This window comes from Candidatus Melainabacteria bacterium, assembly GCA_003963305.1.
Lineage (GTDB): Bacteria > Cyanobacteriota > Vampirovibrionia > Obscuribacterales > Obscuribacteraceae > PALSA-1081.
The window spans coordinates 383,964-401,695 of the sequence record RXJR01000001.1 but is presented as its reverse complement, the minus strand read 5'-3'; the positions used below and the strand labels follow the sequence as shown (position 1 = coordinate 401,695).

General features: G+C 50.7%; 16 protein-coding genes and 1 tRNA gene. 7 read left to right on the top strand and 10 right to left on the bottom strand.

The window, feature by feature from the left end; all coding sequences use genetic code 11:
- The first annotated feature begins 2 nt into the window (after positions 1-2).
- Both EKK48_01680 and fabD read left to right on the top strand, forming a co-directional pair.
- Positions 3-1,058 carry a ketoacyl-ACP synthase III gene (locus EKK48_01680; GenBank protein RTL46075.1) on the top strand — a complete coding sequence of 352 codons (1,056 nt, stop codon included), beginning with the start codon at positions 3-5 and terminating at the stop codon, positions 1,056-1,058.
- 53 nt (positions 1,059-1,111) lie between these two features.
- Positions 1,112-2,077, top strand: a complete 966-nt coding sequence (gene fabD / locus EKK48_01675) for a [acyl-carrier-protein] S-malonyltransferase (GenBank protein ID RTL46074.1) — start codon at positions 1,112-1,114, stop codon at positions 2,075-2,077.
- Positions 2,078-2,123: 46 nt separating this feature from the next.
- On the opposite strand, the gene EKK48_01670 is transcribed toward fabD, so the two are convergent.
- Complete coding sequence (locus EKK48_01670; protein RTL46073.1) at positions 2,124-3,296, bottom strand: hypothetical protein; 1,173 nt, start codon at positions 3,294-3,296, stop codon at positions 2,124-2,126.
- A gap of 207 nt (positions 3,297-3,503) precedes the next feature.
- Positions 3,504-4,085 carry a hypothetical protein gene (locus EKK48_01665; protein ID RTL46072.1) on the bottom strand — a complete coding sequence of 194 codons (582 nt, stop codon included), beginning with the start codon at positions 4,083-4,085 and terminating at the stop codon, positions 3,504-3,506.
- A 237-nt stretch (positions 4,086-4,322) separates the two neighbouring features.
- Here EKK48_01665 and EKK48_01660 point away from each other — a divergent pair, with 237 nt between their 5' ends.
- Positions 4,323-5,936: an FAD-dependent oxidoreductase gene (locus EKK48_01660; GenBank protein ID RTL46071.1), complete on the top strand. Its 1,614-nt coding sequence runs from the start codon at positions 4,323-4,325 to the stop codon at positions 5,934-5,936.
- A gap of 13 nt (positions 5,937-5,949) precedes the next feature.
- Here the strand turns inward: EKK48_01660 and EKK48_01655 are convergent, their stop codons facing one another.
- Entirely contained in the window at positions 5,950-6,666 is a 717-nt protein-coding gene (locus EKK48_01655) for a glutamine amidotransferase (GenBank protein RTL46070.1), read from the bottom strand.
- 576 nt (positions 6,667-7,242) lie between these two features.
- Between EKK48_01655 and EKK48_01650 the strand changes: the two genes are divergently transcribed.
- The 3 genes from EKK48_01650 to EKK48_01640 all read left to right on the top strand — a co-directional run bounded on the left by EKK48_01650 (position 7,243) and on the right by EKK48_01640 (position 10,252).
- Positions 7,243-7,854 carry a hypothetical protein gene (locus EKK48_01650; GenBank protein ID RTL46069.1) on the top strand — a complete coding sequence of 204 codons (612 nt, stop codon included), beginning with the start codon at positions 7,243-7,245 and terminating at the stop codon, positions 7,852-7,854.
- A 135-nt stretch (positions 7,855-7,989) separates the two neighbouring features.
- Positions 7,990-8,802, top strand: coding sequence for an inositol monophosphatase (locus EKK48_01645; GenBank protein RTL46068.1), 813 nt, complete (start codon positions 7,990-7,992; stop codon positions 8,800-8,802).
- A gap of 256 nt (positions 8,803-9,058) precedes the next feature.
- Positions 9,059-10,252 carry a HAMP domain-containing histidine kinase gene (locus EKK48_01640; protein RTL46067.1) on the top strand — a complete coding sequence of 398 codons (1,194 nt, stop codon included), beginning with the start codon at positions 9,059-9,061 and terminating at the stop codon, positions 10,250-10,252.
- 17 nt (positions 10,253-10,269) lie between these two features.
- Here EKK48_01640 and EKK48_01635 read toward each other — a convergent pair whose 3' ends face one another.
- The 5 genes from EKK48_01635 to EKK48_01615 form a co-directional block, all read right to left on the bottom strand.
- Positions 10,270-10,881, bottom strand: coding sequence for a hypothetical protein (locus tag EKK48_01635; protein ID RTL46066.1), 612 nt, complete (start codon positions 10,879-10,881; stop codon positions 10,270-10,272).
- 165 nt (positions 10,882-11,046) lie between these two features.
- Entirely contained in the window at positions 11,047-11,670 is a 624-nt protein-coding gene (locus tag EKK48_01630) for a 50S ribosomal protein L25 (GenBank protein ID RTL46065.1), read from the bottom strand.
- A gap of 58 nt (positions 11,671-11,728) precedes the next feature.
- A tRNA-Gln gene (locus EKK48_01625) sits at positions 11,729-11,800 on the bottom strand.
- 113 nt (positions 11,801-11,913) lie between these two features.
- The gene (gene recN / locus EKK48_01620; GenBank protein RTL46064.1) at positions 11,914-13,602 is read right to left on the bottom strand and encodes a DNA repair protein RecN; all 1,689 of its coding nucleotides are present in this window, start codon (positions 13,600-13,602) and stop codon (positions 11,914-11,916) included.
- A gap of 209 nt (positions 13,603-13,811) precedes the next feature.
- Positions 13,812-15,428 (bottom strand): hypothetical protein, encoded by a 1,617-nt coding sequence (locus EKK48_01615; GenBank protein ID RTL46063.1) that lies wholly within the window; start codon positions 15,426-15,428, stop codon positions 13,812-13,814.
- A gap of 151 nt (positions 15,429-15,579) precedes the next feature.
- On the opposite strand from EKK48_01615, the gene EKK48_01610 reads away from it, so the two are divergent.
- Complete coding sequence (locus EKK48_01610) at positions 15,580-15,990, top strand: type II toxin-antitoxin system PemK/MazF family toxin (GenBank protein ID RTL46062.1); 411 nt, start codon at positions 15,580-15,582, stop codon at positions 15,988-15,990.
- A 119-nt stretch (positions 15,991-16,109) separates the two neighbouring features.
- On the opposite strand, the gene EKK48_01605 is transcribed toward EKK48_01610, so the two are convergent.
- Both EKK48_01605 and EKK48_01600 read right to left on the bottom strand, forming a co-directional pair.
- Positions 16,110-17,186, bottom strand: coding sequence for an iron-sulfur cluster carrier protein ApbC (locus tag EKK48_01605; protein RTL46061.1), 1,077 nt, complete (start codon positions 17,184-17,186; stop codon positions 16,110-16,112).
- 188 nt (positions 17,187-17,374) lie between these two features.
- A complete protein-coding gene (locus EKK48_01600) occupies positions 17,375-17,641 on the bottom strand; it encodes a hypothetical protein (protein RTL46060.1) in 267 nt (88 codons plus the stop codon).
- Positions 17,642-17,732: the final 91 nt, after the last annotated feature.

The following is a 17,732-nucleotide window of genomic DNA, read 5'->3' as shown; positions in this document are numbered from 1 at the left end:
GCATGCCGGTTGGCGCAAAATTGATAGGCGTCGGTGCCGGCATCCCGAGCGCTGTGGTTACTAACGCCGATCTGGAGAAGTTCATCGAGACTTCAGACGAGTGGATCGCCAGTCGCACAGGCATTCGCGAGCGTCGCATCGCCTCTGGCGAAGAGTCGACTTCATCGCTTGCCATCATGGCTGCCAAAGACGCTATTGCTTACGCTCAGATTGATCCCAGCATTATTGATTTGATTATCGTGGCCACTTCGACGCCAGATAATCTCTATCCGTCAACAGCTTGCGTGGTTCAAGCGGCAATCGGCGCGCCCCGCGCCGCAGCTTTCGACCTGGAAGCCGCATGTACAGGCATCATTTATGCTCTTGCAGTGGCACATCAATTTGTTGGTTCCGGCACTTTCAAAACTGTGCTTGTCATTGGCGTGGATGTTCACTCTCGCTTTCTGAATTGGGAAGACCGCAACACGTGCATCTTATTTGGTGATGGTGCCGGCGCGTTCCTGATGCAGGCGTCAGACGATGAAAATGAAGTGCTGGCTACTTATCTGCGAGCCGACGGCACAGGCTCTCATCTGTTGCATATCCCTAATACTGGAACAGCATATCCGCATGCTGGAACAACTCCACCCAGAGCGATGGACAGATTTTTGCAAATGAACGGCAGGGCGATCTACGAATTTGCTGTTCATGCAGTGCCCGAAGCTGTGCGGGCAACAGCTGCCAAAGCTGGTATCAGAGTCGAAGACATCGACTTCCTGGTGCCTCACCAGGCTAATCGGCGCATTATCAACTCTGCTGCCGAACGACTGAATATGCGGAAAGATCAGATTGTAAGCAATGTCGACGAGCTGGGCAACACGTCTGCGGCATCGATTCCACTGGCACTCTGGCAAGCGATTCGGCGCAACCAGGTGCAGTCGCCTGCCACTTGCTGCCTCGTCGGCTTTGGCGGTGGACTGACGTGGGGCGCGGCGATCGTCAAATGGACTGCAAAAGACAAGCGTGAAGAGATCAAGCTGGAGAATTCGGACACATCAGGTGATGCGAAAGATTCGTAGTAATTAGTTGTGACAGGTTGGTTAGTTGGCGTTGAGACAGAAGGAGAGATGAAGTGGGAAAAATTGCTTGCCTGTTTCCTGGTCAGGGATCGCAGAGTGTCGGCATGGGCCTCGATCTTTCGAATCAGTTCGAGGAAGCGAGACAGCTTTTCCATAAAGTCGATGAAGTGTCCGGCCGTTCCTTGAGCAAGTTATGCTTTGACGGACCGGAAGACGAGCTCAAGCGCACCATCAATACGCAGCCGACTATTTTGAGCGCTTCTCTTGCGGCATGGAAGTGTTATCAAAGTCTGGGCGGACCCAAGCCTGATTTTGTTGCCGGGCACAGTCTGGGCGAGTTCACTGCTCTGGTGGCAGCCGATGTGCTGACAGTCGATGAAGCGGTGACACTGGTCGAGAAGCGAGCACGTTTTATGGAAGAGTGCCCGAAAGGAGCTATGTCAGCAGTTCTTGGCGTTGCTGCAGACGTTCTCGAAAAATGCTGCCATGAGGCTCATAGTGAATTGAAAAGTGAGGGCGCAAAAGATACTGAAGCGGTCGTGATTGTTGCTAACTTCAACACGCGCGATCAGCTCGTCATCTCAGGTAATCCAGATGCAGTCGCGAAAGCCGGTGAGAAAGCTAAAGCGGCTGGAGGCAAAGTGATACCACTGCCGGTCGGCGGTGCCTTCCATTCACCTTTGATGGCAGCAGCTTCAATTGACTTCGCCAGCGAAATCAATGCCGTGCAGTTCAAAAATGCAAGCTGTGATGTTGTGCAAAACTTCGACGCACAACCATCAAAAGATGCCGCGGCCATTAAAGAGAAACTGAGCAGGCAGATGGAAAGTGCCGTGCGCTGGTGCCCGACGGTTGAATATATGCTGAGTCAAGGCGTCGATACTTTCATAGAGATAGGACCCGGCAAAGTGCTTGTCGGTACGGTCAAGAAAATAGATCGCAGCGCCAAGCTGTTCAATGTTTCAGATGCAGCCAGTCTCAATAAGACAATAGAAGAATTGAAGCACGCTCTCGTCTAGCAAAACTTTCGCTCAGCAAACTGCGTTTGTTAGCAAACTGCGTTCGTTAGCAAACTGCGTTGGCGATTGTTTTCTTAATCACTATATTGCGTTTGGCCAGCTCGTCAAAGAATCGCTGGCGAGGGATGCACACCTCTGGTGCCAATACCCCGTGCTCTTTGATCTCTCCGCGAGCAATCATCTGTGCCACTATGGATGGTGGTACTCCCGTATCCAATGCTCCGCAAGATACTTTCCATTTTTTGTCCGCGTAAATAATACTTTCCAGCCGAACCAGCTTATCGACGCCTTTGCTTGCGCCTTTCACGTCTACTCTTACCACTTCGCAGTCGTCTGGAGTTTGGGAGGGCGCTGGGAATTTCTCAATCATTTTTGCCAGCACTTTTCGTGGAATGATTTGATTGCCTTGCACTTCCACTGCTTCCGTACTGCCCAATCCTAAATCAACAAGCAGTTTTAGTTTTTCGTGAAATTCAGTAGGCAAGCCAAGCCTGAACGTGACGGACTTTATTTGCTTGGGCGCATAGGTTTGCGGCAGTGTCAGAACTTCTGAATGTAGTGTCAGAATCGCTTTTGACTTTCCAACTGGATGCGGGAAGTCAATCGTAACTTCTCCCGACATTGGTGGCATGGCTCGATACTCGCCCGCCTCGAAGACCATTGGTTGTTTCGTGTATTCGTCGAGAATCGTGTCGAGCGCATAGGGAGGCGCGAGCGGATGATCCGTTTTGACAAAATCTACGCATCCGACGTAGATGTCTATCGAATCAACGCGATCAAGCTCCTCTGCGCCTTCCGCGGCCATCACATTGGTCATGCCGGGAGCTGCGCCCATTCCCAGTATTGCCAGTAAATTCAGCTGTTTGAATTTATCGTTCAGTTGTTGTTGTTCTTTGCTCACATGGAACAATCCACCCAGATCCATGTAGTTGCAGCCTGCCTGGGCAGCTGCTTCCATCACTGCGGTGTTGAAGTAATACGGTGTCGAGTTGATCACCACAGTTGAGCCAGTCAAGAGAGTGACGAGATCGTTGTGCTTTGTCAAATCGGCGAATACGGCGCTGACCTTTGGGCTGCCCACTTCTGACTTGAGTTTTTCGGCTGCGTTCAGGTTAAAGTCTGCGATGACGACGCTGTCAACATCTGTTGATTCCGCGAGATCTCGAACGATAATTTGCCCCATGGCGCCAGCGCCGCCTAATACCACAATCTTTTTCAAGACGTCGTCCTCTTTGTGAATCGCCCCGCGCGGGCGTAGCCTGACTGACCTGCTAGTTTAGCATCCGTTCATGCAGAAGTCCTGTGCCTATCGTTCGCCAAATCACTTCGAGCGAGAAAATTGATGATGCCATTGCCTATGGTGCACGCTATCTGCAGCTTAAAGTTCTTCCCTGGTCGGAAAGTCCTTAGCACTAACGAGTCACGATCAGTAATTTACGTGTCCGGAACCGGCGCCTTCATACCGCAACGGTCCGCCGCCGCTGCTCTGAATGATTTGCTGAATTTGAGACGGTGGTTGATAACGCTGCTGCAATTGAATTTGATTTTGAATGAATTGCTGGTTGTTTTGATTGTTTCTGTAGTATCCGGGGTTCATGTCGCTGCGGATGCCGTCCCCAGCCGTTCCGATATTGGCGCCCCATTTCGAACTGGGCAGGCTTGGGGCTGTGAAATTGCCTCCACCGCCTCCCCGTCTTTGCTGCTGCACCGGCTGCTGGGCACCGATCCTGTTTTCTGTATATTGATTGTCGCCGGCGGTGCCGATATTGGCTCCCCAGGGCACTCTTGGCAGACCGGGGTTGGCTTGCGGTCCGTTCTGGCTCAGTCCGCGAGCGGAGGCGCTCATCGTGCCGCCCCCTATGTAAGAGCCGGAAGGGGCTGCCAGCCCGTTGCCGCCGTAAATGATGCGGGAGTCGACGCCATTGGCGTTATAAGTTTGAGCGAGCACACCTGAAGCGCAAAAGCTCATCAGGCAACCAAGTGTTGATGCAAAAGCCAGTTTTTTCATACAGTTTGCTTATCCTGAACATTCACTCTACTTCGATTGTAGTCGAGAGGGTGAACAATTGGGCAAGAAGCGTCAGGTGATTAATCTAGTAAGTGCCCAAACTATAGCATGTTGTCAAGATTTTGCAAATAAAAATACAACGGCAGCGGAACTAAAGAAGCCCAGTATCCATCTAATCCGAGGATAGTTTGCAGCCGAGCTGACTGACTGATCTCAAGGCAAAGAAGGAGAAACGGCATGAATCAAGAGACGGAGCACACTTCATCCCTGTGGTCAGATCAAGTCGAATTGCCGAAATTCCCGACTTTGACCGAGGCCAAAACCTGCGATGTTTGCATTGTCGGGGGCGGCATCACCGGTTTCATGTCCGCCTATTTGTTGGCATCCGAAGGGAAGCGCGTTATCGTCGTCGATGACGGGCCGCCTGGCGCTGGTGAAACAAATCGCACTTCAGCGCACGTGACAGATGTGCTTGACACGAGGTATCACGAAATCATTTCTAAGCACGGGGTGGAGGGTGCAAAGTCTGTATTTCACGCCTTTCGCGCCGGGCTCGATCAGATTGCCGGCATCATCAGGCAAGAAAAAATTGACTGCGATTTTGAAAAGCTCGATGGTTATCTGTTTCTTTCTCCCGATAGTCGTCTGTCTGAACTGGAGCAGGAACTGCGTGCTGTTTCTGAGGTTGGATTTGCCAATGTGCAGTTGGTTGATTGTCCACTATCACGCAAAGAAAAGACGCCTGCGTTGTGTTTTCCCAATCAGTACCGATTTCATGTGCTGAAATTTTTGGATGGACTTATTGATGCGTGTCTCGATCGCAATGTAGAAATTTACGCCAACACTCATATTGGTGGTATTGACGACGGTGACAGGGTTATCGTCAAGAGAACAAATCATGAAAACGTTGCAGTTACGGCAGATGCTGTGATAATTGCTACCAATTCGCCGATTCTCGGGCTTGGCATCAATCTCAAACAAGCTGCTTATAGAACTTACGCAATCGCAGGTAGGGTGCCGCTTGGAGCTATTCCTAAAGGACTCTTCTGGGACACAGCCGATCCTTATCACTATGTACGTACTCAACCAATCGAAGATGATCTCGAATACGAACTCCTCATCGTTGGCGGAGAAGACCATAAGACCGGGCAAGCCGATGACGGCGCTGAGCGTTTTGCGCGACTGGAGGAATGGACCAGGACCTGGTGCGGGAATTTCAGATCAATAGACTATAAATGGTCAGGCCAAGTGTATGAACCGTTCGACGGCATTGGTTTTGTTGGTAAGCAACCAGGTTCCAGAAGCATTTACATCGCCACCGGAGCCTCGGGCGTGGGCATGAGTTTTGCAGGACTTGCCGGAATTCTTTTGACTGATGAAATTTGTGGTCGAGAAAATTCTGCTGCCGAAATATTCAGCCCCGGCCGAGTTCCGCTTAGCAGCCCGATCGAGACGATCAGAGAAAATATCAATGCTGCTGTTCAATTTATTGATTACCTGACTAAGTCTGATGTCACTTCGGTGACTCAGATTCATCCTGGTGAAGGGGCGGTGATTACTCGTAACGGACAGAGAGTGGCAGTCTGCCGCGATGAGCATGGCAACCTCTGCGAGCGATCTGCAGTTTGTCCGCATATGGGCGGTATTGTTTCCTGGAATTCTCTTGAAAAGAGCTGGGATTGCCCTGTTCACGGTTCGCGTTTTGATATGAATGGAAAGGTAATAGATGGTCCAGCTAACGAAGATCTGGGCGAGCCGGCTTTCCATTTGGAAAGTGGAGGGGCGGAGTCGCCTTCATTTACACAGAAAAACGATTCAGCTAAAAAAGATTCGGAGAAGAAAGCCTCCTAGACAACCTGGGTGATTAAGCCGGCAGGGTCAGTGCACGTTTGTGAGCAGCATCTTCAGTAGCGTCATTGAGCGGGCTGAGTGCCACGGCACCATGTCTTCTTGCAAGAGCTTTAGTCAAAAGCTCGTCAGCAAAATGTGGATTTTTCGGCAAAATTGAACCATGCAAGTAGGTACCATATACAGTGCCGTGGGCGGCACCTTCGTACAGATCATCGCCATTGTTGCCATTGCCTGTCGTGGCTTTGCCTAACGGTTTCAAGTCCGATCCCAAAAAAGTTTTGCCGCTATGATTTTCGAAACCGACTAGAGTTGAGCCATCTTCGCGCTTGACGACAACATTGCCTATCATGCGTCGATTGCCAGCAACGGTGTGAGCATCCAGCAGCGAGATGCCTTTCAGTTGCGGACCTTCGTGGGGCTGATAATAATGGCCCAGAAGTTGGTAACCCCCGCATATAGATAGAATCACTGCGCCGGACTCTACAGCTTTGTGAAGTTCGGCAGAGCGCTGTACAAGGTCTTCGGCTATGGTCTGTTGTTGTTTGTCTTGTCCGCCGCCGATGAAATAGAAATCGAAATAATCAGGGTCGATTTTTTCACCCAGCCCGATTGGCTGAACTGTGGCGTTAATGCCACGCCATCTCGCCCTCTGGACCATCGTGATGATATTTCCACGATCACCGTAGATATTCAGAAAATGAGCGTAAAGATGAGCGATTCTTAGATCCATATATTTCCTTCCTCGTTGTACTCATTGTCGCATGCAAAGAGCCAACTTGACTGGTTGTAGGTTCCTGGTCAGTCTGCCGGGTTGCTTCTGGGCACATTCCGGTTTTACATCTCTCGTTGCCAGGAAATTGCCTGTGTGTGGCTGTACCTTGCTGCATTTTGCGGATTTACATAAGACAGGTTGAGGAAATGTATCTGTAGTCGATGTTGTCATGAGGCGGTTTGAAGCGCTCCTCTTGGGCACCATATTCGATACCTTTGAACGGCGTTATGCAGGCAACTGCACTACTTTTGGTGGCTTGAATTTGACGCACTCAATTTAGACTATTCGTCACACGTCTGATAATTACACATGTCACTCGCGGGGCTGAGTTCTTGATAAGCCGGTTGCCATGAAGCGAGTAGGGAACGGTCTTTCGGGGATCGACAAAAGATATATTTTGGGCGACCAAATGTTAAAATGTTAACGTTATTTAAGAATCCGTTTTGCAGCTGTACATGCGCCTTTTAGTGACTTGTTTTTTGTCGGAACAAAAATGGGGGTTTTAAGTCTACGTTGCTATGGAACATTTAGGCTATGATGGCGGACGTTAGATCGGGTCATTGCAAGGGAGTGATTACTAAGATGAAAAAGGGGTTTGCAGCGTTACTTACTGGACTAGTTGCCGTAAGTGCTAGCACCTTGATCAACGTAGCTCCGGCTAGCGCACAAGGCGCTACCAACGTGAGTGAGTTGACAGACGTTGTAGGAAACGAATGGGCCTACAATGCTCTCAAGGAGCTTGTAAACAATCCGTGCCACGTTCTCGTGGGTTATCCGGACAGAACATTCCGCGGACAAAAATCCGCAACACGTTTTGAACTAGCAGCTGCTCTATACAAATACGAGCAGTGTATTACTGAAAGACTCGCTACCAAAGCAGATAAAGCAGACTTGGAAAAGTTCGCAGCTTTGTTGGATGAGTTCAGAGGCGAATTGAATGCGCTCAAAGCGCGCGTCGATTCACTCGAAGCACGCATGAAGTTGGTCGAAGATAAAAACATCGAACAAGACATGCGCCTCGCTTATGCTGAACGCCAGAAAGGTTTCCTTTATGAGCGTTTGGTCAAGGGCACATTTATTGACGGTAGAGACATTGTGGTTGGTGTTGGACGCGGTCTCCGCGGCATTTACGAGTACTTGTTCTAAACAACAAGTAGTCGCCTTCACTGGCTCTATTCTGATGACCATGATCTACTTAGGAGCTCCCGAGACATCTGTCGCGGGAGTTCCTTTTGCGTCATGAATTCGGAACAACCACATTTGCATGTAAGGATGTGAAAAATGGAAAGAGAAAGTGGCCCGTTGCCGCTGCTTGACGCCTTCAGCGCCGAGCTGGTTTTTGCGCTTGACATATGCGAGCAGGCTTCTCGGGTCGCTCTGCCATGCTTCATCGAAGGTATCGCTACTACCGAAAAGGATGACGGCAGTCCTGTAACGGCGGCTGACAAGGAGTGCGAGCGCATCATCCGCCAGGCGATTGCATCAAGGTTTCCCAATGACGCCATTCTTGGTGAAGAAGAGGGGGAGTCGGCGGGTGCACCGACCGATGGTAAAAAACGTAAATGGATTGTTGATCCTATTGACGGCACTTATGGGTTTGCCCGCGGCATCCCCTTTTTTGCCACGCTACTTGCTCTTGAAATTGATGGAGAGGTGGTTCTTGGTGTCGTATCGGCACCCGGTATGAACGACATGTACTGGGCAGAAAAGGGGCGCGGCGCCTTCAAAAACGGTATGCGTCTGAAAGTTTCGGACAACAAAGAGTTTGCTCAATCGCAATTTTCTTTCGGCGGCGCTAATCGCATTCTCGCTGAAGGTTATTGGCCAGGGTTTACAAAATTGATCGAGAGTACGGCTCGCCAGCGAGGCTTTGGTGACTACCTTGGATTCGCCTATGTATTCGAGGGCAAGGCAGAAGCGCACGTCGAAATTGGTGTGAAACCCTGGGATCTTGCGCCGATGAAGATCCTCATTGAGGAGTGTGGCGGAAAGTATTCCGATCTCAGCGGCGGTCAATCAATTTACACTGGCAGTTGTATCGTCACTAATGGAAAGAATCATGATGCCTGGCTTTCCACGCTATTAAGCAAGTAAGCCGATGCCACGCGCACCGTTGGTGGTGCCAATTAAGTGGAGCCATTGATCGGGCACGTCGTGGTGCCAATTGCCCGGACCAGATGATCTGGAACTTCGTGGTGCCAATTAAAATTCTGCCCTTCTTCTTGAAAAGCGTCGAAAAGCGGGTTTTCAGATGTAAAATACTACTCTTATTGCTAAACTGGCGGTCCAGCGGATATACCTGGCCGCTGAAGCGCGAGCTGGCATTCCGATTGAAGGTTCGGTAGGAACAATGGGTAAGCACGAGTGGTGGAAGTCGATGAGAGCGCGAATGGCGCTTGTTATGTCGATTTCCGGCATTATCCCTATCGCTATTTGTCACATTATCGTTGCCAACGCCCTGGGCGGCATGTCTGGCAATATCTTCGAGGCGTTCTTTTACATTCCGCTCCTACCTGTCCTCTTTCTCGTCAACTGGCTTCTGGCTGGAGTGATGCTTCAGCCTATCAATCAGCTCTTGCAGGCCACTGAAAAGCTCGTCAACATGGATATTCGTCAGCGTCTGGATACAGACCCGAACGAACCGACTGAGACATCCGAGCTGCGCAAGTCTTTCAATCGTCTGTTAAACCGACTGGAAGAGAGTTTGAACATTCAGTGTCAGTTCGTTGCAGATGCCAGTCATGAGCTGAGAACTCCCCTTACATCGATTCAGGGCTACACCAAGCTGCTTTTGCGCCGAGGATCGAATATCGACGCCAACTTGCTCGGAGAGGCTCTGCAAACCATCTCGGACGAGTCTGGAAGACTGATTCGACTTGTCTCAGACCTGTTGCAGTTGGCTCGAGCCGATGCCGGACAGGCTGTCATCAATCAGCAAGAAATCGTCGATATGCGCGATGTGCTTGGCAGTGTCGAAGATACTGTTACTGTGATTGCGCCCGAGCAGATTGAGGTTCAATTCATTCTGTCACAGTCGCCAATTTACGTATTTGCAGATGGTGACAAGCTCAAGCAGGTGTTCTTGAACTTGACTAACAACGCTATTAAAGCAACGCAGGCCGGCGGCAAAGTGACTGTGACTCTGCGGTCAACGAACGGACAGGCCATCATTCGTGTCATTGATACCGGTATTGGTATCGCTCCCGCTGATCAGCAGCGCATTTTCAATCGCTTTTACCGCGTCGAAAGATCGCGCACCAGAAGCCGCTTGTATGGCGGAGGTACCGGGTTGGGACTGGCCATTGCCCTGACCATTATCAAAGCCCATAAAGGAACGATAGAGCTTGAGAGTGAATTGAACAAGGGTTCAACTTTCACTGTGCGTTTGCCGATCGGTGAGAAGAGCGAAAAATTGCAGCAACCGGCAACAACCGGCGGCAATCCAGCTATCTCAGAGAGAGCGAAAGAGATGGCGTCGGGTGAGCCTATGCGCACTCCTGAGCCAGGCAGTCAACTAACAGGCACCGCAGACGGTGTCAAATAGAAAGCTGATAGAGGCGGTTAAGGAGGTGGGCCGCCCCACGAACCTGTCGCCGGTGCGCCCGAAGAAAGTCCATTTGGATATTCAACAGCAGCCATGGCTGTGTATCTGATCGAAGCAGGCGGTCCAAGCCCGGGAACGCTGCCGATAAAGGGCACTGCGCTCAAGTTGCACAGTGGTCCTACCTGAAAGCTGGCGACGCAAGAGTATTCGTAGATGAATGCATTTGAGTCGATTGGCGGCGGAGCTTTGCTGTTTGGTCCACAAAACTGAATTGATGTTGGGCTACTTACATCTGTTTTTTCGATCCAGAGATCAGCTCCACAACCATTTGACCCTGCAATTGGTCTGAGGTTGAGGAAGTGACCGAACCCGGAATTGCGCACTTGGTTGACATCGCGTTCCATGGCTGTCAGCCCGGACCCATAATCAGCCGAGGCTGCAGCTGCCGCCGCGCCCTGCCGAGCTGCCAGAGAAATTGAAGCTGTTCCCACAGCTACTGCCATCAAGTCAAGTAGTGGGAATAGAGCAAAGAAGAGAAAGACAAAGAGTACCGGAGCGAATTCGGCCAGGGAGGAGCCTGACTGGCGACGTCTCTTTCTGAAGTTGAGCGAACGAGTTTGATACGACACCGAGATCTCCTGCGAGCGACAGGCCTACCTATGTCATACCATGCAGACGGGCGCCTGCATATACGTGCATGCTTAAATGTTGTGACGTGCCAGACTAAAGCACCATGATTTGCAGATCAACTGACAAGTACAAATCATGGCAGAGAAACTTGCAGCCGTTGTTGACTATTCTGCTTGAGCAGGAGCTTCCGCTGCTGCTGGTGCCGCTTCGGCTCCTGCTGCAGGTGCTCCGCCTTCTGCTACCGCGCGCGGTGCAACAACTTTAGCGATAATTTCATCGGCTGGATTCAAGATTTTGATGGTGTCGGCGACCTTGAGGTCTGAGAAGTGGATGGCACCTTCGATTTCGGTGATCATTGAAAGATCTACTTCCAGGAAATCAGGAATGTCGCCAGGCAATGATTCGATTTCGGCTTCCTGGAAGTTTTCTTGCAGTTGTCCGCCTTTGATCACAGCTTGAGATGTGCCCACAAATTTGAGAGGAACGCTCAAAGTCAGTTTGCGGTCCAGTCTGACTCTGTAGAACTCGACATGCATCAAATTGTGATTGATATTGCGACGTTGTACGTGTCTGATAACTGCGTTGACTTTCTGCTTGGTACCGAAATCAAGTTCGATCATGTGGCTGTAAGCAGCTGCCGGCAGGCGGCTGAATTCTTTGGCATCGACCTGTACGCTTTCAGAATCTTGTCCGGGTCCATACAAGGTCGCTGGGACGAGGCCGTCACGTCGGAGTGCGCGCGGGGTTTTGTCTTCGCGAGCTTGAACGGCTAACCTGATTTTCTCCATGATTCAATAACCTTCTGGAACTGTGTAGATACTGACTTCTTTTAGCGGCAAACATGCGCTGGGGCGACAGGATTCGAACCTATGGATGCCTGGATCAAAACCAGGTGCCTTACCACTTGGCGACGCCCCACCGTGTTGGCAAACTAAAATGTTAGCATGCGGGCTTGCACAGACTTTTCGGGCGCAGCTTTGAGCTTAAACTTCGTTACGAAGTGCCCATCAGGCGCCAATTTGCGGTAGTTGTCAGGCGCGCAGGTGGTTGGCTTGTTCCATTAGAGAGCGCGCGAAATTTAAAGCCACTTCTGCGTCTTCTTGCCCACTGGCCATGGATGCGAGCGATCGCAATCTCTGGTCCGCGTCGAGTTGCCGCGCGTAAACCTTCGTCAGATCTTTAGAATGTTCCTTCTGGACTTCTATATGGTTGTCGGCCACTGAGGCGATGATCGGTTGATGGGTGATGCACAGAATCTGGTGAGATTTTGCCAGCCTGGCTAGCTTATCCCGCATCGCTTGCAGCACTCGTCCGCTCAGCCCGGTGTCGATTTCATCGAAGATAACGGTTGAAACGCCGTCAGCACTGGCAAAAATAGATTTGACCGCCAGCATAACCCGTGACAGTTCTCCACCCGAGGCGATTTTTGCTAATGGCAGAAGGGGCTGACCGGGGTTGGGGGCAATCAGAAATTCGGCGCGATCTGCGCCTGTCGAGGTTACTTCGGGTGTCGCGTCGAACTTGATTTCAAATTTGCATCGTTCCATGCCCAGGTCAATCAGTTCGGAAAGCACCTGTTCGCTCAGTTTTTTGCCCAGCTTCTGACGTTTGTTGGAGAGTTCTGAGGCGCTCTCGTTTAAGGCTGCATCCAGAGCTGCCAGCTCTTCCTGCAAGCCTTCCGTAGCGGTCTGAGCGTTTTCCAGTTTGTCTACTTCTTCCGCTAATCTGGCTTGATTGGCGATTGCGTCTGTCAGTTCAGGACCATACTTTCTCTTTATTGAAGCGAGCACAGCCAGCCTGGCTTCTACATTGGAAAGTGCTTCGGGGTCGGTGTCGAGCCCCGCACCGTAGCGGCGCAGGTGGCGAGCCGCTTCTTCAATGTTTGCCAGGCTTTGCTTGAGCAGATCGGCCGGTTCATTCAGCTCCTGATCCAGACGGGCGCCTCGTTCAACTTCAGCCAGAGAGGTTTGCAACATATCAATTGTTGAGCTGTCGGAACTTTCGCCACCCATCAAAACTTCGTAAGCGAGAGCGGCGGCGCTGGAGAGCTGTGCTACGTTGGCCAGCACTTTCTTTTGCTTGCTCAGCTCCTCATCTTCGTCGGCATCAGTTAACTGTGCTTCGTTCAACTCAGTCAGTTGAAAGCGGATGAAATCCAATCGGCGCAATCGTTCATCTTCAGTCGTGTCAAGTTCTTTTATTTGCGCAACCAGCTCTTTGCGTCTCGACCAGAGGGTGCGCACTTTTTCCAACAATTTTCGGTGCGGTTGATCGCCCAGGCTGTCGAGCATCTCCAGCTGTGACTGTGGAGACATTAATGTGCGTGCTTCGTGCTGCGCATGAATTGTCAAAAGTAACTGTGATAATTCTTGCACTATCGCGCTGTTGACGAGTGTTCCGTTGATGCGTATGCGGGAGCCGGACTTTGTAATTTCGCGGCTGACGACAAGTGTAGACAGCTCTTCGTCGATTAACTCTTGCTTTTTCAGCCAGGCTGCAATGAGCGGATTAGTTTTGAAAGATGCCTCAATCGAGGCTTTCTCTGCGCCGGTGCGAATAAAGCTCGCTCCCGCTTTTCCCCCTAGCACCGCATTCAGTGCATCGATGATGATCGATTTTCCCGCGCCGGTTTCACCGGTGAGAATGTTCAAGCCAGGAGTCCATTCCACCCTGACGTTCTCTATGAGCGCGAATTCGCGTATATCTAAACTTTCGAGCATTCACCATATTTGGGGTCATGCCCCAATCGTATATATCGAGTGTCCAAACCCGCGTTTATCATAGCGCAGGAAAGGAATTTTGCACTTTAGAATAATTTGGAGCGCTTGTTTTGCGGACAATTTGAAGCAACTCTGTTACCGTGAATGACCGCTTTTCGTCATCCGAAGCCCGGAGTGATCTGAGACTGTTCTTCCCAGTCGGAATCTGACTAACCAGCGTCGCTGGTGAAATAGATGTTGGTGACGCGAGCGACTCTCAGTTCGCCCAGGCACTGATATAAGCCTGTACCTGGTGCCCAGATCACGTTGCCTGTGTATTCGGTGTGATGGTAACAACTGGGGCTGGTTCCGCCGACCACGTTATCCCAGCATGTATTGGGCGCATCTTGCATCGGATTTTCAGTCAAAACTGTTTTTTGTTGTCCGTCGAAATAGATTGGCATTTGAATCCAGCCCGGTAGCTCACCCGAGCCCACTACGGCAATCTGCATGGTGGGCTCGGTACAGTTTGGCCCGTTGTATTTGGGATAGATAATGAGCCGCGTCGAAGGCCTGTCGGTTACAGGTATGGTGACGCTTTGCATGAGACTCTGCATCTTCTGAAGGGTGAAGTTAGGGTCTATTTCCTTAACCCTCTGTACGAGTCTGTTTAGAGGCGCCTGGTGATCTCCAGGCAACGCGTTGAAAACATCCCAGGCGTCCGCATTTTTGTATTCATTACCCAGTGAGGCGTAACCGTCCATCTTACCGCCGATGCCATTTGGACCGGGCGCAGGGGGTGGCGGTCGAAGCCGCACTTGTTTGAGACCCCAGACAGTCTGCCCGGGTTGGGTTCCATATGGGATTTCTTTCCTGAGCATCCACTGTCCATCGTTTGGATTTTTGTCCAGATACCACCGGGAAAGATTGCTGAATACAATACAAACGAATGAGTGTGGAATAGCCAGTCCCCATTGCCGTTGCGGGTTGGCTTGAGCACAGGCGTTGGCTGTCAGTGTCGTGCTTCCTTCCGAAATGATGCCCGATTCCTCAAATGCATTTGGAATTGGAGCGGCTGAACCTAATTGACTGGTCAGATTCTGTTTGAACGTTTTGGCAGAAACGAGATGCGGCATTTCCCCGAGCCGGAAGGAAGGTAGATAGAAGTCTTTGCCGTTCACTGTCATCGCGGTGTATCCGCGGAAATAGGATCTGCCGCCTTTGTCGATGTTGCTGAAATTGGCTCCTGCACCTGGTGGCAGCTGAGTCGGATTGAAATACAAATTGCTTTCGGAGCCTTTATCCATCATTGCTGTCGACCACGTCGAAATAGAAGGCGCATCCTGGACAACGGCATTTTGTCCCAGCAATTTCGCTGGAGCGCTTTGTGCGATGGAGTTGAAATGATTTTTGAATGTGTTTTTGTCTTGCAGCATGGCCGACAATCCATTGTTCATCGATTGCGCTTCTAAGTAAGCGTTCTGCGCACTGGTTTGTGTATCGCTGTTTGCGGTACCTTCGCTTATCATGTCGGCCGCATTAGCATTAATGATGAAAGCCTTTCCCCAGACGCGACAGAGATTGCTGATGCTGACAGAGCCGTCGCTGTTTGCGACGTCGGCAAAGTTTCCGCTCGCCGGCATCTCCACGTCGATGGCATGCTTGCCGACGTTCAAAACTGCTGTATCGACTGCGTTGCGAACTTCCCGCGAACCACCCATGACGAGCATCAATTGAAAGGCAATCCAGATCAGAGCTATTAAACCGATGGCGCAGAGAGCGACGAGTATGATCGACGCGCCTTTCGCGCTCCTCCGGCTTGATCTTCGTTGAGGTGATTGGCTCATTGCTATATTCAATCTTATCCCGGTGAAGGATTCGTGAACCTACTATTTACCCATTTTCGAGCAAACCGATAAAGCGCCTTTAACGGCGTAAAGTCAGTGAATCGAAACCGTCTGAGTGTAATATAGACGTGTACAAAGGGACGACAATTTCATGCAGTCTTACAAAAAGGGCGACGTTGTTCTCGTTTCCTATCCGACGATGGTAGATGGTGTCACGCGTAATAAACGCAGACCAGGTGTGATTGTTTCAAACGACTACAACAACGCCAGGCTCGACGATGTCCTTTTGATACCACTGACTTCCAGTCCTTCTCGAGATGCTGATGATTTTTGTGTCTGTGTACGGACTGACAGTGACGAAGGTCGTGCTGCAGGATTGAGACTTGATTCTGTGATCGATTGCACTGTCATTGCCACCATACCCAAAACATTGTTGGTCGCAAAGATTGGCGAGTTTTCTGAGCCGATACTGGAACGAATCGACGACTGCATAAAGCGCAATATCGTTCAGTTCGGCGATGATGATAATTTTGCCGGCACCATGGTGCCTTGCTCTAAATAGCAGTACTTGCTAAACCGTGGTAGCCCCGAAGCAAATTGCAATCCGCTGCGCGTCAGCACAGGCGTAGAAAACGTGTTTCTCATCGCTTTGGTTTGTTTCAGGCTGCTGTCAGGCTGGTGTCAGGCTGGTGTCAGAGCGTGGATGCTTATCTGTGCTGCCACTTGCTTTGCGATACCGATGAAAGCTTCTGAAGTGCCGCTATTTGGTTCGGCAACGACGATTGGTTTGCCGACATCTCCGCCCTGCCGTATAGCTGTTTCCAGTGGCACTTCACCAAGGAATGGAACCTGCATTTCTTCGGCTAATTTTTTACCGCCGCCATGTCCAAAAATTTCATAGCGTTCAGTCGTGCCAGGTGGTTGGAAGTAGCTCATGTTTTCGACAAAGCCGAATACTGGCACGTCCATCTGTTTGAACATTGCCAATCCCTTTCGACCGTCGAGCAGAGCCACGTCTTGTGGCGTTGTGACGATTATTCCGCCGGAAACTTGGGTCGCTTGAATCAAGCTCAACTGCGCATCGCCAGTGCCCGGGGGCATATCGACAACGAGGTAATCGAGTTCGCCCCAGTTTACGTCGCGTAAGAACTGTTTGATTGCTTTATCGAGCATCGGACCGCGCCAGATTACCGGTGTGTCTCTCGATACGAAAAAGGCCATCGAAATCACTTTCACTCCGAAGTTCTCCGGAGGAATGATTTTGTCGTCTTTAGCTGTCGGCTGATAGTCGTCTACGCCCATCATCAGCGGCACATTTGGTCCTGTGATATCGGCGTCGAGAATGCCGACTTTAGCTCCAAGTCTGGCCAGTGCACAAGCCAGGTTGACTGCTACTGTGGTTTTGCCTACACCGCCTTTACCTGACGTGACCGCGATCACCTGTCGGATGCCTGGCACCGGTTCTTTGCCCGGTATTTTTCTTGTGCCGGCAACGCTTGCGCCCATTTCGATTTCGACTTCTTTAACGCCCGGAAGTTTCAGAACTTCTTCTTTGGCATCGCTTTCGATTTTTTCTTTGACAGGGCATGCCGGAGTCGTCAAGGTCAGTTTGAATGCGACTTTGTCACCCTCAATTTTGATTTCTGAAATCATTCCGAGTGTGACAATGTCAGTGTGGAGATCCGGATCCATGACCTTTGACAAGGCGCCTTTGACCTGATCTGGAGTTAACTTCTCTTCTTTTTTAGTCCCAAACATTTGCTATTCCTGACGAGTTTGACAACCGGCATTGAGGACGCAGGCTGCTGCGCCTGGCTTCCGATGGTCATGATAGCCTGTCGGTGGCGTGAATAATGCGTCCGTAAGGATTATATAAGCGTGTTTGGGCGCTTTCAGGCAATTGTTGCTGTGCTTGAGCTATGTGTTGCTTGTAGAAGTGTGTTGAATCAAGGTTGCGCAGGTAAGTTGCCGCCTGCCGGAACAGGTTCACCGACGAGTCGAACATGCTTTTTGCCCTGAATGTGGTCGACATAGAACAGTCTTTCAACGCCGCCAACCCATACTTTCGATCCATCAGCTAATTCGTACTCGTAGATGTGTATGCCGCTACCGATATCTCTGGCGGGCGCTCCAAATTCTTTGAGTACTGACTGCATATCAGCACCTTTCTTTAATCGGCTGAAATTTTCCAGTGTAAGTTTTGAATTGGACACAGGCGGTCTCTTTGGTTTTTGCGGGGAAACTTGGCGTGACTCAGAGTGCGCGGGAGCGGCTGAAGCTGGCTGTTGAAGCGCGATGGTCGAA

Bases quoted from the DNA above. Each gene is read 5' to 3' on its own strand.
- EKK48_01610 (RTL46062.1), top strand. From the start codon at position 15,580: ATGCAGTCTTACAAAAAGGGCGACGTTGTTCTCGTTTCCTATCCGACG.
- EKK48_01630 (RTL46065.1), bottom strand. From the start codon at position 11,670: ATGGAGAAAATCAGGTTAGCCGTTCAAGCTCGCGAAGACAAAACCCCG.
- EKK48_01605 (RTL46061.1), bottom strand. From the start codon at position 17,186: ATGTTTGGGACTAAAAAAGAAGAGAAGTTAACTCCAGATCAGGTCAAA.
- EKK48_01645 (RTL46068.1), top strand. From the start codon at position 7,990: ATGGAAAGAGAAAGTGGCCCGTTGCCGCTGCTTGACGCCTTCAGCGCC.
- recN (RTL46064.1), bottom strand. From the start codon at position 13,602: ATGCTCGAAAGTTTAGATATACGCGAATTCGCGCTCATAGAGAACGTC.
- EKK48_01665 (RTL46072.1), bottom strand. From the start codon at position 4,085: ATGAAAAAACTGGCTTTTGCATCAACACTTGGTTGCCTGATGAGCTTT.
- EKK48_01640 (RTL46067.1), top strand. From the start codon at position 9,059: ATGGGTAAGCACGAGTGGTGGAAGTCGATGAGAGCGCGAATGGCGCTT.
- EKK48_01655 (RTL46070.1), bottom strand. From the start codon at position 6,666: ATGGATCTAAGAATCGCTCATCTTTACGCTCATTTTCTGAATATCTAC.
- EKK48_01615 (RTL46063.1), bottom strand. From the start codon at position 15,428: ATGAGCCAATCACCTCAACGAAGATCAAGCCGGAGGAGCGCGAAAGGC.
- EKK48_01680 (RTL46075.1), top strand. From the start codon at position 3: ATGCCGGTTGGCGCAAAATTGATAGGCGTCGGTGCCGGCATCCCGAGC.
- EKK48_01650 (RTL46069.1), top strand. From the start codon at position 7,243: ATGATGGCGGACGTTAGATCGGGTCATTGCAAGGGAGTGATTACTAAG.
- EKK48_01660 (RTL46071.1), top strand. From the start codon at position 4,323: ATGAATCAAGAGACGGAGCACACTTCATCCCTGTGGTCAGATCAAGTC.